Raw genomic sequence first — 13,911 nt, forward strand, 5'->3', positions numbered from 1 at the left:
TAGAGCCAGGACAGCAAAAAACCAGGAACAGCCCCATGCACTATGAAACCCGCTATTGCACGCACTGCGCCACCCCCCTGCAGTGGGTGATCCAGGCCGAGGACGGCGGCGATGTATCGCGCCTGCGCTGCCCCGAGTGCGGCTGGACGCACTGGAACAATCCCACGCCGGTGCTGGCCGCCATCGTGGAGCTGGACGGCAAGGTGCTGCTGGCGCGCAATGCGGCCTGGCCCGAGAAGGTCTTCGGCCTGATCACGGGCTTCATGGAGGCCGGCGAGTCGCCCGAGGAGGGCGTGGCGCGCGAGGTGGAGGAGGAAACCGGCCTGAAGGCCGAGTCGCTGGAGCTGATCAGCGTGCATGAGTTCCTGCGCATGAACCAGGTGATCATCGCCTTCCATGTGCGCGCCAGCGGCCAGGTGCGGCTGTCGCCCGAGCTGCTGGAATACCGCCTGCTGGAGCCCGAGAAAGTCCAGGCCTGGCCTTCGGGCACCGGCATGGCGCTGGCCAAGTGGCTGCGCAGCCGGGGGCATGATCCTGTGATCCGTGACTTCTGGAAGCGTGCCGAGCAGGCCCAGGAGGCTGAAGCGAGTCGCGCCGATCAAGACACTGCTGCCGGCCTCAGCCGCGATGCCGCCTAGAATCCCAGGCTCAAGAGGTGCATCCGATGGAAATTCACAAGGAAATCGACACGCGCGGGCTCAACTGCCCGCTGCCCATTCTCAAGGCCAAGAAGGCGCTGGCCGAACTGGACAGCGGCCAGCTGCTCAAGGTGGTGGCCACGGATACCGGATCGCTGCGCGACTTCCAGGCCTTCGCCAAGCAGACCGGCAATGAACTGGTGGAGCAGCAGACCGTGGGCGCGGAGTTCATCCACATCCTGCGCCGGCGCTGAGCGGCTGCACGCGGCTCGCTCCAAAGAAAAAGGCCTGCTTTTGCAGGCCTTTTGCATGGGGCAGGGGCGGCCCTGGGGCCCGGCCTCAGATGCTCAGGCCCTGCAGGTATTCGCGGAAGCTCGCGCCCACATCCTCATGCTGCAGCGCCAGCTCCACCGTGGCCTGCAAAAAGCCTTCCTTGCTGCCGCAGTCGTAGCGCTTGCCCTGGTACTGGAAGGCGTAGACGGCTTCATGGGCCATCAGGCGTTCGATGGCGTCGGTCAGCTGGATCTCGCCGCCCACGCCCTTGGGCTGGTTGCGGATCTCCTCGAAGATGGCCGGTGTCAGCACATAGCGGCCGGCCACGCCCATGCGCGAAGGCGCCTTCTCGGGCGCGGGCTTTTCCACGATCTTCTCGATGCGCATCAGCGCGCCGCCGGCCGGCTCGCCGGCCACGATGCCGTAGCGCTTGGTCTGCTCCAGCGGCACTTCCTGCACGGCCAGCAGGGAGCGGCCCTGTTTCTGGAAAGCCGAGGTCATCTGGGCCATCACGCCCGGGCCGCCGGACTCGCCCACCATCAGGTCGTCGGCCAGCAGCACGGCAAAGGGCTCGTTGCCCACCAGCGGCTCGGCGCACAGCACGGCGTGGCCCAGGCCCAGGGAGCGCGGCTGGCGCACGAACAGGCAGTTCATGTCGGCGGGGCTGATGCTGCGCACCAGCTCCAGCATGGCCTGCTTGCCGGCGTTCTCCAGTTCGTTTTCCAGCTCGTAGGCGGTGTCGAAATGGTCCTCGATGGCGCGCTTGCTGCGGCCGGTGACGAAGATCATGTCGCGGATGCCGGCCTCGTAGGCCTCTTCCACTGCGTACTGGATCAGCGGCTTGTCCACCACGGGCAGCATCTCCTTGGGAGAGGCCTTGGTGGCGGGCAGAAAGCGCGTGCCGAGCCCGGCAACGGGAAACACGGCTTTGCGGACACGGGTCTGGGTGCTCATAAACGGATCTTTCAACCCAGGCGGGCGAGTTGTTCCTGGATGCGGATCAGCGTTGCGCCGAAGTCGGCCACGCGCTTCTTTTCCTGGTCGATGACAGCCGGGGGCGCCTTGGCCACGAAGGCCTCGTTGCCCAGCTTGGCATTGGCCTTGGTGATTTCGCCTTCCAGGCGTGCGGCTTCCTTGGACAGGCGGGCCTTTTCGGCCGCCACGTCGATCTCCACGAACAGCGCCAGGCGCGCCTCGCCCACCACGCAGACGGGCGCGGCCTGGGCGGCCTCGGCCCAGGCGGCTTCGTCGTCGAACACCTTGACTTCGCTGAGCTTGGCCAGGTTCTGAAGCACGGCGGCGTTGGTGCGCAGGAACTGCGCCTCGTCGTCCGAGCTGGCCACGGCCAGCAGCGGCAGGCGCTGTGCGGGCGACACGCCCATCTCGCCGCGCAGCGTGCGGCAGGCGTCGATCATCTGCTTGATGCGGCCCACGTAGGCGATGGCGGCTTCGTCGATCTTCTCGGGCTGGGCCTCGGGGTAGCGGGCCACGGCCACGGACTCGCCGGGCAGGCCGGCGACCGGGGCGACCTTCTGCCACAGGGCTTCGGTCACGAACGGGATGATGGGGTGGGCCAGGCGCAGGATGGCCTCCAGCGTGCGGATCAGCGTGCGGCGCGTGGCGCGCTGCTGGGCCTCGCTGCCGGTCTGGATCTGCACCTTGGCGATTTCCAGGTACCAGTCGCAGAACTCGTTCCAGACGAAGTCGTACAGCGCGTTGGCCACGTTGTCCAGGCGGAATTCGGCAAAGCCCTTGGCCACTTCGGCCTCGACCTTCTGCAGCTGCGAGGTGATCCAGCGGTCGGGCTGGCTGAACTGCATGTAGCCCGCGAACTCGCCGCCGGCCTGGCATTGCTCCTTGGTGTGGGGCAGCAGGCCGCAGTCATGGCCTTCGCAGTTCATCAGCACGAAGCGGCTGGCGTTCCACAGCTTGTTGCAGAAGTTGCGGTAGCCCTCGCAGCGCTTGCTGTCGAAGTTGATGGAGCGGCCCAGCGAGGCCAGGGCCGCGAAGGTGAAGCGCAGCGCATCGGCGCCGTAGGCGGGAATGCCCTCGGGGAATTCCTTTTGCGTGTTCTTGCGCACCTGGGGGGCGGTCTCGGGGCGGCGCAGGCCCTGGGTGCGCTTGTCCAGCAGGGTGTCCAGGTCGATGCCGTCGATCAGGTCCACGGGGTCGAGCACGTTGCCCTCGGACTTGCTCATCTTCTTGCCCTGGGCGTCACGCACCAGGCCATGCATGTAGACATGGCGGAAGGGCACGCGGCCCGTGAAGTGCGTGGTCATCATGATCATCCGGGCGACCCAGAAGAAGATGATGTCGTAGCCCGTGACCAGTACCGAGCTGGGCAGGTAGAGGTTGTAGTCATCGTCGGCCGCCTCGGTCTGGTTCGGCCAGCCCATGGTGGAGAACGGCACCAGGGCCGAGGAGTACCAGGTGTCCAGCACGTCCTCGTCGCGCGTGAGCGTCTTGCCGGGGGCCTGGGCCTGGGCTTCTTCCTCGGTGCAGGCCACGTAGACCTTGCCGTCCTCGTCGTACCAGGCGGGAATCTGGTGGCCCCACCACAGCTGGCGCGAGATGCACCAGTCCTGGATGTTGTTCATCCACTGGTTGTAGGTGTTGACCCAGTTCTCGGGCACGAACTGCACCTGGCCGCTGGAGACGGCATCGATGGCCTTCTGTGCGATGGACTTGCCGGTGGCATCGCCTTCGCCCACCTTGTTCATGGCCACGAACCACTGGTCGGTCAGCATGGGCTCGATCACCTGGCCCGTGCGCGTGCAGATGGGCACCATGAGCTTGTGCTTCTTGGTCTCGACCAGCAGGCCGGCCGCGTCCAGGTCGGCCACGATGGCCTTGCGCGCCACGAAGCGGTCCATGCCGCGGTACTTCTCGGGCGCCTCGTCGTTGATGGTGGCCGTCAGCGTCAGCACGCAGATCATCGGCAGGCCGTGGCGCTGGCCCACGGCGTAGTCGTTGTTGTCATGCGCGGGCGTGACCTTGACCACGCCCGTGCCGAACTCGCGGTCCACGTAGTCGTCGGCAATGATGGGGATCTCGCGGCCCACCAGGGGCAGGATCACGGTCTTGCCGATCAGCGCCTGGTAGCGCTCGTCCTCGGGGTGCACCATCAGGGCTGCGTCGCCCAGCATGGTTTCCGGGCGCGTGGTGGCCACCACGAGCTGGCCCGAGCCGTCGGCCAGCGGATAGGCGATGTGCCACAGCGAGCCGTCCTTTTCCTCGTTCTCGACCTCGAGGTCGGAGACGGCGGACATCAGCTTGGGGTCCCAGTTCACCAGGCGCTTGCCACGGTAGATCAGGCCCTGCTGGTACAGGCGCACGAAGGTCTCGTTGACGATGGACGACAGCTTGTCGTCCATGGTGAAGTACTCGCGGCTCCAGTCCACGCTGTCGCCCATGCGGCGCATCTGGCCGGTAATGGTGTTGCCGCTCTGGTTCTTCCATTCCCAGACCTTGCTCACGAAGTTCTTGCGCGCCTCGGGAGGCGTCGCGCCCATGTCGTGGCGGCTGGCAATGCCCTGCTCCTGCAGCTGGCGCTCCACCACGATCTGGGTGGCGATGCCCGCGTGGTCGGTGCCGGGCACCCAGACCGTGTTGTGGCCCTTCATGCGGTGGTAGCGCGTGAGGCTGTCCATGATGGTCTGGTTGAACGCATGGCCCATGTGCAGCGTGCCCGTCACATTGGGCGGTGGCAGCTGGATGGAGAACGAGGGCTGGGATGCATCTGCCTGGCCCGTGCCGCGCACGCCGGCTGCGCCGTAGCCGCGCTTTTCCCATTCGGGGCCCCATTGGGCCTCGATGGCTGCGGGTTCAAACGATTTGGACAGGCTGTCGAGGCCTGGCTGGGCAATGGTGTCGCTCATGGCTTGCTTGCGGGGAATTGTGCGAATGGCGTTTGGCAAATGAAAACGGCATCCGTTGAAGGGATGCCGTCTGCATATGCGAAATGGATGACGGTTTGACGGGGATTCTACCGACCCCGTCCGCCTGCCTGTTCGCCGGGTCTTATTCAGGCCGCTGCGTCGGGGACGAACTCGGGCCGGTCGTTGCTCTGGGGCTTGAGCGGCTGGGCGGCCTTGCCTTCGGCGCGTTCCTTGCGCCATTGCTCCTTGCGTGCCGTCCACTCGTTCAGGCGGGCGTGGGCGGTGGTGCTTTCGCGCGCCATCTGCACTTCGTCGGCCAGCTGGGCCGACAGCTCCAGGCGGATGCCGTTGGGATCGAAGAAATAGATGCTCTTGAAGATGTGGTGGTCGGTAACGCCCAGCACCTCGATGCCATGCGCCACCAGGCGGGCCTTGGTGTTCTCCAGTTCCTCGACGGTGTCCACGCGGAAGGCGATGTGGTTGATCCACAGCGGCGTGTTGGGCGAGGGCAGGGCCTTTTCGTCGTCGCCGATGTCGAAGAAGGCGATGAACGAACCATCCTTCAGGCGGAAGAAGAAGTGCGTGTAGGGGCAGTACTCGCCCGTGCTGGGCACGTAGTCGCTCTGGATGATGTGGTAGAGCGGCAGGCCCAGGATGTCCTCGTAGAAGTGGCGGGTCTCCTCGGCATCGCGGGCCTTGTAGGCGTAGTGGTGCAGCTGCTGCACGGCGGCGGGCGGTGGCAGTGTGGACAGGTCGGGACGGGCGCTTGTGTTCATCGAATGTCTCCTTGGTGGATGTCTTGATTCTACTATTCGTAATCAATTTACCTAAATGAAATGTTGCGATGGATGCAGGGATATGCGCGCTGCGGTGTCCGGGCCACCTGCGGTGCCGAGTTGCCGCCAGCACTTGACCTTCAAGTCACTTCACGCTTTCTCATCGAGGTCCGATCCCCCCGCTTGCCATGGTCGCCATGGATGCGGCGGCCCTCTGTTCACAACCGTTTTCAAGTCAAGGAACCTCATGAGCGACAGCCATCAGCACGGCGACGTGCGCGCCCTGCCGGAATCCCGTCTCTGGTTTGCCTTCGGATTGACCGGCACCTTCATGGTGGTGGAAATCATCGGCGGCATGGTCACGGGCAGCCTGGCCCTGATCTCCGACGCCATGCACATGCTGACCGATGCGATGGCGCTGCTGCTGGCCCTGGTGGCCATACGCGCCGGCCGCAAGGCAGCCGACCTGCTGCGCACCTACGGCTATGCGCGCTTCGAGATCCTGGCCGCCGCCGTCAATGCGCTGGTGCTGCTGGGCGTGGCCTTCTACATCCTGTATGAGGCATATCGCCGCCTGTCGGCACCTGCGGAAATCCAGTCCCTGGGCATGATGGCGGTGGCGGCCGCGGGCCTGGTGATCAATCTGATCTCCATGCGCCTGCTGTCGGGCGGCAAGGACGAGAGCCTGAACGTGAAGGGCGCGTACCTGGAGGTGTGGGCTGACATGCTGGGCTCGATCGGCGTGCTCGCCGGTGCCGCGCTGATCTGGCTGACGGGCTGGCGGTGGATCGACTCGGCGGTGGCCGTGGGCATCGGCTTCATGGTGTTCCCGCGGACCTGGACCCTGCTGCGCGAGTGCATCAATATCCTGCTGGAAGGCGTGCCCTCGGGGATGAACCTGCAGGCAGTGCGCGAGACGATTTCGGGCACGGCGGGCGTGGCAGCGATCCACGATGTCCACCTGTGGGCGGTCACGCAGAGCAAGCCCATGCTGACCGGCCATGTGGTGCTGCTGCCCGGCGCGGACGGCGAGCAGGTGCGTCGCGATATCGAAGACAGGCTGCAGGCCGGCTTCGACCTGCACCATACGACGCTGCAGATGGAGCGCGAGGACCGCTCCCCGGCAGAGCACATCCACTAGGATGCCAGTCTTCATGGACCACACCCGGAGTGCACCGATGCTTGAGCTTCGACCCAACTGCGAATGCTGCGACAAGGACCTGCCGCCAGAGTCCGCCGAGGCCCGCATCTGCACCTTCGAGTGCACGTTCTGTGCCGGCTGTGCGGATCATGTGCTGCACGGCGCCTGCCCCAACTGCGGTGGCGAGCTGGTGGCCAGGCCGCGCCGGCCGGCGGACAAGCTGGAGCGGTATCCGGCCTCTACGAAGCGGGTGCTCAAGGCCGGTGGCTGCGCTGTACGGGCCTGATCGGGCGCGGAGCCATCGATTGCAGTACCCGTACCACGATGGATTGCTGGAGCAGGTGCGCCTGGATGTGGCGGCCCGGAGCGTGGAACTGCGTTTCTTTCTCTATGCCGTGTTCGACAGGCCGCAGGCCAGGGTTGCCATCCGCCTTGAACGGATCGTCAACTTTCCTGCCGTGCAGGCGTACTTTGCCGACGTCCAGCGCGACGCAGCCGCAGAGATGGATGACTGCCTGGACCGCTGCGAAGTGCTGCAGCGGGATACGAAGAGGCCTTCGTCAGCAATGGCGCAGCATCTGTTCTTGCAGCTGTCCCACTACGGGCGGCTGAAAATCCACTGCGAATCCGTTGTCGAGGAGCTTGTTCCAGAGCCGTAGCGGACCGCTGCGGGTTTATGCCGTGAAGAGGGGGCTCCTGCGGCCACGGAACGCAGCCTCCACCACCAGCACGGCTGCAAAACCCATCACATAGGCCAGCACATCCCACCAGTCGGCCGTGCTGCCCAGCACGATGCGCAAGGCGCGGTTGGGAATGTGCAACTGGAAGGTCGATGCCAGGAACTGGCCCAGCTCCACCAGCAGGCCCACGCACAGTGCGGCCGATGCCAGCGTCAGCACGCGCGCGGCGATCACGGTCTTGAACACGGCATAGACCCAGGCCACGGCCAACACGTCGCCGAAGAAGCTGCGCACCCAGCCCCAGCGTGCGCCGACGGTGGCCAGCAGCACGAGCAGGACAAACAGGGCCACCGCCCACACCAGGGAAACAGGATCAAAACGCCATCGCATGGCCGCCATCATCGGGCCAAAAGCGGGTCCGGTCAGCGAGCCGGGTGCGCAGTGCCTTGCGCAGCGGTGGCCAGCGGGTGCGCTATCCCGCCATCGCCGTAGCTGCCCACCACCTGGGCGATCACCACCTGGTAGCCCTTGAGCCAGCGCGCCTGCTGCCGCTTGGCCTCGATATGCGCAGGGTGGCGCATCAGCTCTTGCAGCGCCTCCCAGGTCTGCCAGTAGTAGACGTTGGAGACCAGGCCTGTGGCGGGGTTCTCCCAGGCCTCTTCGCCCAGGTAGCCGGGGATGGCGCGGGCGATCTCGGCGATCCGGCCGTCAAGGGCATGGAACTGCGCGTCGTATTCGCCCGGCGCGAAGGTGAAGGTGGAGGTGTACATCGGTGGGTGGCAACCTGTGTGAGGGTGGCTGGCGCTAGATGCGCGGCGCCGCATCCATGGCGCTGGCCAGCGGCTCCTGTCCGCGCTCGCGCAGCGCGCCGATGGCGCCGTCCAGGTCGAGGGCCTGCCGGTTCTGGCTGAGCTTGGCCTTGCCCTCCAGGCGGGTGATGCGGATCTGCAGGCCGACGATGGCCTGCAGCATGCCGTCGATGAATTCACGCGGCGAGTCGGACATCTTCCAGGGCTGGGCCTGCGATGCCTCATGGACCCGGGTGAGCCGGCCGACCAGGCCGCGCACGAATCTCTCGTCGTCATGGATGCTGATTTGCCCGTGCACATGCACGGCCTCGTAGTTCCAGGTGGGCACCAGGCGGTGCGTCTCGTGCTTGCTTGGATACCAGCTGGGCGAGATATAGCCTTCGGCACCACGGAAGACGACTAGCACCTCGGCGCCGTCGCGGCACTGCTGCCAGATGGGATTGGCGCGGGCCACATGGGCGCTCAGCGTGCCCATCTCCCCTGGGTCCGCATCCAGCAGGAACGGCAGGTGGTTGGCGTCCAGCACGCCGTTGGCCTGGGTAACGAGCGTACCCAGGGGGTAGCTGCGGATCAGGCCGTGCAGGCTGTCGGAATCGGTGAGGGAGAAATGGGCGGGCGTGTACATGGAGCTTGGTGCAACGGTGGACCGGCATCGGGGGAAACAGGACTATCCACCATCCCTGGCACAATGAAAAATCCAGTTTCGTGATTTTTTGGAAGACCAGTTGAAGTCCCATTTCGCCGCCGATACCGGGGCTGCGCCCAGCGCCCGCCGCATCCACGAATGGCTGAAATCCCAGATGGCCGACGGCAGCCTGGCCGTGGGCGCACGCCTGCCTTCCACCCGCGCGCTGGCGCTGGACCTGGGTGTGTCGCGCACCACCATCACGGCGGCCTACGAGCAGCTTGCGGCCGAGGGCTATCTGGAGACTGCACAGGGCGCCCGGGCGCGCGTGGCAGCTGGCGCGGAGCAGCGCAGCCGCGCGCCCCGCATTGCGGCTGCGGCGCAGGATTGCCGATCCCGCCTGTCTTCCTATGGACGGCGCGTGGATGCGCTGGCGCAGGCCCAGCCCGCTCGCGCCGGGGATGACGGGCCTGCCGTGATCGACTTTCTGTACGGCGCCCTGGCCTTTGATGACTTTCCCACGCTGGCCTGGCGGCGTGCCTACAACCGCGCCATCGTGCAGCGCCAGTCTTCCCTGTCCTACGACGCGCCCGAAGGCGAGCCGGCGCTGCGCATGGCGCTGCAAGGCTATCTGCGAAGGGCGCGGGGGCTTGTCTGTTCGGCCGATCAGATCGTGGTGGTGCAGGGCTCGCAGCAGGCCATCGACCTGTGCGCGCGCGTGCTGGTCGATCCGGGCGAGACCGTGCTGATGGAAGAGCCCTGCTACCTGATGGCGCGCCGCGTGTTCGAGGCCCAGGGCGCATGCCTGCAGGAAATGGCTGTCGATGAACAGGGCCTGGATACCTCGGCGCTGGTCGGGCGCCAGGCGCGTCTGGCCTATGTCACGCCATCGCACCAGTTTCCGCTGGGCGGCGTGCTGCCCATAGGCCGCAGGCAGCAGCTGCTGGCCTGGGCGCGCGCCACGGGTGCCTGGATTCTGGAGGACGACTATGACGGCGAATTCCGCTACGGGCTGCGTCCCATCGACGCCCTGCAGTCCATTGACGAGGTGGGTTGCGTCATCCATGTCGGCACTTTCTCCAAGGCCTTGTCGCCCCAGATGCGCATGGGCTACCTGGTGCTGCCGCCGTCCCTGGTGCCCGTGTTCCGGGAAGCCCGGCGGCTGGCCGACCGGCATGCGCCGCGCCTGGACCAGCTGGTGCTGGCCGCGCTGATCGAGGACGGCAGCTACGAGCGCCATGTGCGCGCCGCCCGCCGCCGCAACGAAGGCCGGCGGGCGGCATTGCTGCAGGCGCTGGAGCGGCATCTGCCGGGCGCGGTGCAGGTCGAAGGTTCGGCCTCGGGCCTGCATGTGGTGGCCTGGGTGCCTGCCGTGCACCAGCGCGATGAAATTGCCCTGGTGCGTCTGGCGCGAGAGCGCGGCGTGGGCGTGCGCCCCATCTCGCCGCTCTATGCGGCCGGTGACGCCCATCGCCGCCAGTCCTGCGCCGGGCTGGTCCTGGGCTATGCGAGCCTGCAGCCTCAGGCCATCGAGCAAGGGGTGCGCAGGCTGGCGGGCGTGGTCAGTCAGTGGCAGACCCAGTCCGCAACGCAAAAAAGCCCGTGACCGGGGTGCCGGTTCACGGGCCTTGGGTGCCGACGCCCCTAAAGGCGCTTTGCCCAGCGCGGTCTTACTGCTGCTTGACCGCTTCGATGGACATCACCAGGCGCACTTGCTTGGGGAAGCCGTAGTCCACGCCGTAGTTCACGCCGAAGGCGGTGCGGTCGATCACGGCCTCGAAGTCGCCGCCGCAGGTCTCGCGCTTTTGCAGCATGGCGTTGGGGTAGCAGGTGAACTTGTTGGCCTTGATGGTCACGGGCTGGGTCTTGTCCAGGATGGTCAGCTGGCCGGTGACTTCCTTGAGCTTGTCGCCGTCGAAGACGAACTTGTCGGAGACGAACTTGGCCTGGGGGAACTTGGCCACGTTGAAGATGTCGGCGCTCTTGAGGTGCTTGTCGAAGGCGGCGGTGCCCGAGCTCAGCGAGTCCATTTCCAGCACGACTTCGACCTTGCCGGCCTTGGCGTCACGGTCGAATTCCACGGTGCCGCTCTTCTTGTCGAAGCGCACGCGGTTGGTCGAGGCACCGTTGTGGTCGATCTCGAACGTGGCGAAGGTGTGCGTCGGGTCGATGGCGTAGGTTGCGGGAGCCGCCTGGGCAGCGGTGGCGAACAGGCCGGCAATGGCCAGGGCAAACACGGAAGTGCGCATGAAAGAACTCCTAGGTTGGGGTTGCACGAAACGGAAAAGAAAACGGCCAATCCTGGGCAAGAGTGCCGCTTACAGCTTGCCCACGCCGGTCAGGGCCAGCTTGAATTGCACCTGGACCTCGTCGGCCACCATGGAGGTATCGCCCCATTCGCCTTCGCCGATCTTGAACTGCAGGCGCTTGAGAGGCAGCGTGCCGGTGGCCGTGGTCGTGGTGCCGGACTGTGCCAGTTGCACGGGAATGCTCACGTTCTGGACCTGGCCCTTGATGCTGAGCTTGCCGTCCACCTGGTACTTGCCGCCGCCCAGCGCCTTGACGGCCGTGGAGTCGAAGACGGCCTGGGGGAATTTGGCGACATTGAACCAATCGGCCTTGGGCAGCTCGGCATCGGTTTCCTTGGCGCCCATGGTGGCGCTGCCGGTGTCCACGGTGAAGCGGATCTTGCTGGTGTCGGGCTTGGCCGTGTCGAACTGGACCTGGGCGTCGAATTTCTTGAAGTGGCCCTGCAGGGGCACGCCCATCTGCTTGGCCGTGAAGTTCACGGCGCTCTGGGCGGGAACGAGCTTTTGCTCGGCCAGGGCCGCCTGGGAGGTCAGGGCCGCAGCGGCCAGGGCAATGGTGGTCAGCGTGGCGGAAAAGCGCATGGCAGGACTCCTTTGGGGGTCGGGAAACATTCGATCGGGGATGGCTGGGGCGCGCGCAGCGCGGTGCGCAGGCCCTGGCTGGGGGAGAAAACTCAGGCGCGGCCCGGCAGCATGCGGGAGATGAGGCCGTCGCGGTCGATGAACTGGTGCTTGAGGGCGGCGCCCACATGCATGGCGATCAGCGCGACCAGGGCCCAGGCCGCCCAGCCGTGCAGGGGCTTGAGGGTCTCCGCCAGCTCGGGGCTTGCGCTCACGAAGTCGGGCAGGGGCAGCACGCCGAGGAAGACGATGGGAAAGCCGGCCGCCGAGCTGTAGGCCCAGCCCAGCAGGGGCACGGCAAAGAACAGCAGGTACATGGCGTGGTGGGTGCCGTTGTGGGCCCAGTGCTGCCATTGGGGCATGGCGCGGGCCACGGCGGCGGGCAGTTCGGGCGGGCGATGGGTGATGCGCCAGACCAGGCGCAGCAGGCTCAGCGTCAACAGCGTGACGCCCAGCCACTTGTGCCAGTTGTAGAGCTTCAGGCGCGAGGGCGAGAACGGCAGGCCTGTCATGTACCAGCCCAGGGCCAGGGCGGCGATCAGGCCCAGGGCCAGCAGCCAGTGGGCAGCCATGGCCACGCCGTTGTAGCGCGTGGCTTTGGAGGAGGATTTTGCTGGCGCGTTGGCGCGGGCTGAGGACTCTGTCATGGATGGCGGCAGGCTTTGGAACCGTTCAGGGCCCCTGCAAAGGGGCCCTGGATGGCAAGAAAGGGTGCGGTGCGCTCTGCGTGGACTTCGTGCACTGCGGACAACGTGCAGTGTAGGAAGCGGCAAATCCAAAAGAGTTCAGCGGTATTGACGGCTCGATTCAAAAAAGATGAAGGCTCGCCGTGCCGCGCGGAGGGCTCAGGGCCGGGTCGGATCGGCAGGCAGCACGACCACGGACTGCGCTGCCTGCTTCCAGGCGGCAGCCGCTGCATCGGCATCGCCGCGGTGCTCGGCCATCAGGGCCAGGCGCTGCCAGGCGCGGGTGCGCAGTGCGCTTTCCTGCAGGTGGGGGGCTGCGCGCAGCAACAGCTGCTGGGCCTTGCCCCAGAGCTGGCGCTGCACGCATGCCATGCCGGCCAGGTATTGCAGGCGGGCTTCGCGTGGATGGGCATTGCTGGCCGCCTCGATGCGAGCCAGCCAGGCGCCGTCCAGGCCGTCCAGGCAGGGCTCCAGCACCTGGACCAGGCGCGGCAGGTGGGATTCGCTGCGCGGGCCTGCGTGGGACAGCAGGCGCTCCCACACGGGCAGCAGCCAGGCACGGGCCTGCGCGGCCTCGCCGCCCAGGGCCATGAGGCGCGATGCGGCCGGCAGCGCAATCTCGGGCATGGCGCGCTCTTCCGTGTCCAGCGACAGCCAGAAGTGCTGCAGCTGCGTGGTGTCGCGTGCCTCGTTGATGCTCTCCAGTACCAGGCCGCGCACCACGCTGGCGGCGGCCGCGGGCGAGAAGGCGCGGTGCTTGGCCAGCAGGCGCGCCGTGTCCAGCGCCGTCGATGTCTGGCCTGCCAGGCGCGAGGCCTTCAGGCGGATGCGCAGCGCGATCGTGCGGCGTGCCGCGCCCTGGGGCAGTTCGGCCAGGCGGCGCAGTGCGTCGGATGCGTCGCGGTCGTCCAGGGCCCAGCGCGCGGCGCGCATCTGTGCGCCTTCGCGCATTTCCTGCTCCTGGGCGTTGCCCTGGGCCGGTGCGTTGGCCAGGACCTCACGCCAATGGTGGTCGCGCTGCTGGCGGTCCTGCAGTGCATGGGAGGCATCGGCGGCCACCATGTGGGCGGCGGCGCGCAGCCGCATGCCGTGCGGCACGGCGGCATGGGTCTCGGCCAGGGACTCTTCCATGGCCAGGGCCGCCAGCGCGGACTTGCGTGCGCGCAGGAAGCGGCCGGCCTGCTGGTGCGACAGGGCTTCCAGCAGGCTGTGGTGCATGGCGCGCTCTTTCTGCTGGCTGCGCCAGCGCCGCGCCTGGTGCGGCATCTGCAGCAGCGCGGCCAGCGCGCGCAGCGCGGCATACAGCAGCACGAAGGCCAGCACGATGATGGCAATGGCCAGGTTCAGTGACAGGTCCAGGCGGTAGGGCGCCCAGAACAGGGTCACCGTGCCCTGGTTGGAGCCCGCGAACAAGGCGGCCGCAACGGCCATGCCGAACAAACCGATCAACCACAGTGCAGCGCGCATTCGTCTGT

Annotated in this window: 16 protein-coding genes; 6 read left to right on the forward strand and 10 right to left on the reverse strand. The window is 66.7% G+C overall.

Going from position 1 to position 13,911, the window contains the following annotated elements:
- Positions 1–35 precede the first annotated feature (35 nt).
- Positions 36–638 carry an NUDIX hydrolase gene (locus GRX31_RS13620; protein ID WP_017407071.1) on the forward strand — a complete coding sequence of 201 codons (603 nt, stop codon included), beginning with the start codon at positions 36–38 and terminating at the stop codon, positions 636–638.
- Between the two features lie 26 nt (positions 639–664).
- On the forward strand, positions 665–892 hold the full coding sequence (locus GRX31_RS13625; RefSeq protein ID WP_012204137.1) for a sulfurtransferase TusA family protein: 228 nt from the start codon (positions 665–667) through the stop codon (positions 890–892).
- Between the two features lie 85 nt (positions 893–977).
- On the opposite strand, the gene galU is transcribed toward GRX31_RS13625, so the two are convergent.
- From galU to GRX31_RS13640, 3 genes are all read right to left on the reverse strand, one after another.
- The gene (gene galU / locus GRX31_RS13630) at positions 978–1,865 is read right to left on the reverse strand and encodes a UTP--glucose-1-phosphate uridylyltransferase GalU (RefSeq protein ID WP_016448953.1); all 888 of its coding nucleotides are present in this window, start codon (positions 1,863–1,865) and stop codon (positions 978–980) included.
- 11 nt (positions 1,866–1,876) lie between these two features.
- A complete protein-coding gene (locus tag GRX31_RS13635) occupies positions 1,877–4,789 on the reverse strand; it encodes a valine--tRNA ligase (RefSeq protein WP_160853162.1) in 2,913 nt (970 codons plus the stop codon).
- Positions 4,790–4,935: 146 nt separating this feature from the next.
- Positions 4,936–5,565 carry a VOC family protein gene (locus GRX31_RS13640; RefSeq protein WP_012204140.1) on the reverse strand — a complete coding sequence of 210 codons (630 nt, stop codon included), beginning with the start codon at positions 5,563–5,565 and terminating at the stop codon, positions 4,936–4,938.
- Between the two features lie 247 nt (positions 5,566–5,812).
- Here GRX31_RS13640 and GRX31_RS13645 point away from each other — a divergent pair, with 247 nt between their 5' ends.
- From GRX31_RS13645 to GRX31_RS13655, 3 genes are read left to right on the forward strand one after another with little or no spacing between them, the layout of a single operon-like run.
- Entirely contained in the window at positions 5,813–6,706 is an 894-nt protein-coding gene (locus GRX31_RS13645; protein WP_016448951.1) for a cation diffusion facilitator family transporter, read from the forward strand.
- A gap of 37 nt (positions 6,707–6,743) precedes the next feature.
- Positions 6,744–6,992, forward strand: coding sequence for a DUF1272 domain-containing protein (locus tag GRX31_RS13650; protein ID WP_012204142.1), 249 nt, complete (start codon positions 6,744–6,746; stop codon positions 6,990–6,992).
- 43 nt (positions 6,993–7,035) lie between these two features.
- Positions 7,036–7,365, forward strand: coding sequence for a hypothetical protein (locus tag GRX31_RS13655; protein WP_237426677.1), 330 nt, complete (start codon positions 7,036–7,038; stop codon positions 7,363–7,365).
- A gap of 15 nt (positions 7,366–7,380) precedes the next feature.
- On the opposite strand, the gene GRX31_RS13660 is transcribed toward GRX31_RS13655, so the two are convergent.
- The 3 genes from GRX31_RS13660 to GRX31_RS13670 are packed head-to-tail and all read right to left on the reverse strand — an operon-like array spanning position 7,381 to position 8,820.
- A complete protein-coding gene (locus GRX31_RS13660; protein ID WP_046986497.1) occupies positions 7,381–7,788 on the reverse strand; it encodes a ribosomal maturation YjgA family protein in 408 nt (135 codons plus the stop codon).
- A gap of 20 nt (positions 7,789–7,808) precedes the next feature.
- The gene (locus GRX31_RS13665; RefSeq protein ID WP_016448948.1) at positions 7,809–8,156 is read right to left on the reverse strand and encodes an antibiotic biosynthesis monooxygenase family protein; all 348 of its coding nucleotides are present in this window, start codon (positions 8,154–8,156) and stop codon (positions 7,809–7,811) included.
- Between the two features lie 34 nt (positions 8,157–8,190).
- The gene (locus GRX31_RS13670) at positions 8,191–8,820 is read right to left on the reverse strand and encodes an FMN-binding negative transcriptional regulator (RefSeq protein WP_126311792.1); all 630 of its coding nucleotides are present in this window, start codon (positions 8,818–8,820) and stop codon (positions 8,191–8,193) included.
- Between the two features lie 100 nt (positions 8,821–8,920).
- Here GRX31_RS13670 and pdxR point away from each other — a divergent pair, with 100 nt between their 5' ends.
- Positions 8,921–10,426, forward strand: coding sequence for a MocR-like pyridoxine biosynthesis transcription factor PdxR (gene pdxR, locus GRX31_RS13675; protein WP_160853164.1), 1,506 nt, complete (start codon positions 8,921–8,923; stop codon positions 10,424–10,426).
- A 64-nt stretch (positions 10,427–10,490) separates the two neighbouring features.
- Here pdxR and GRX31_RS13680 read toward each other — a convergent pair whose 3' ends face one another.
- The 4 genes from GRX31_RS13680 to GRX31_RS13695 form a co-directional block, all read right to left on the reverse strand.
- Positions 10,491–11,069: a YceI family protein gene (locus GRX31_RS13680; protein WP_016448945.1), complete on the reverse strand. Its 579-nt coding sequence runs from the start codon at positions 11,067–11,069 to the stop codon at positions 10,491–10,493.
- A 69-nt stretch (positions 11,070–11,138) separates the two neighbouring features.
- Positions 11,139–11,711: a YceI family protein gene (locus GRX31_RS13685; RefSeq protein ID WP_016448944.1), complete on the reverse strand. Its 573-nt coding sequence runs from the start codon at positions 11,709–11,711 to the stop codon at positions 11,139–11,141.
- Between the two features lie 92 nt (positions 11,712–11,803).
- The gene (locus GRX31_RS13690; protein ID WP_016452500.1) at positions 11,804–12,397 is read right to left on the reverse strand and encodes a cytochrome b; all 594 of its coding nucleotides are present in this window, start codon (positions 12,395–12,397) and stop codon (positions 11,804–11,806) included.
- A 198-nt stretch (positions 12,398–12,595) separates the two neighbouring features.
- Positions 12,596–13,903, reverse strand: a complete 1,308-nt coding sequence (locus tag GRX31_RS13695) for a heme biosynthesis HemY N-terminal domain-containing protein (protein ID WP_046986500.1) — start codon at positions 13,901–13,903, stop codon at positions 12,596–12,598.
- Between the last annotated feature and the right edge of the window lie 8 nt (positions 13,904–13,911).

Source organism: Delftia sp. CH05 (assembly GCF_009827015.1).
In the GTDB taxonomy this organism is placed as follows: Bacteria; Pseudomonadota; Gammaproteobacteria; order Burkholderiales; family Burkholderiaceae_C; genus Comamonas; species Comamonas tsuruhatensis.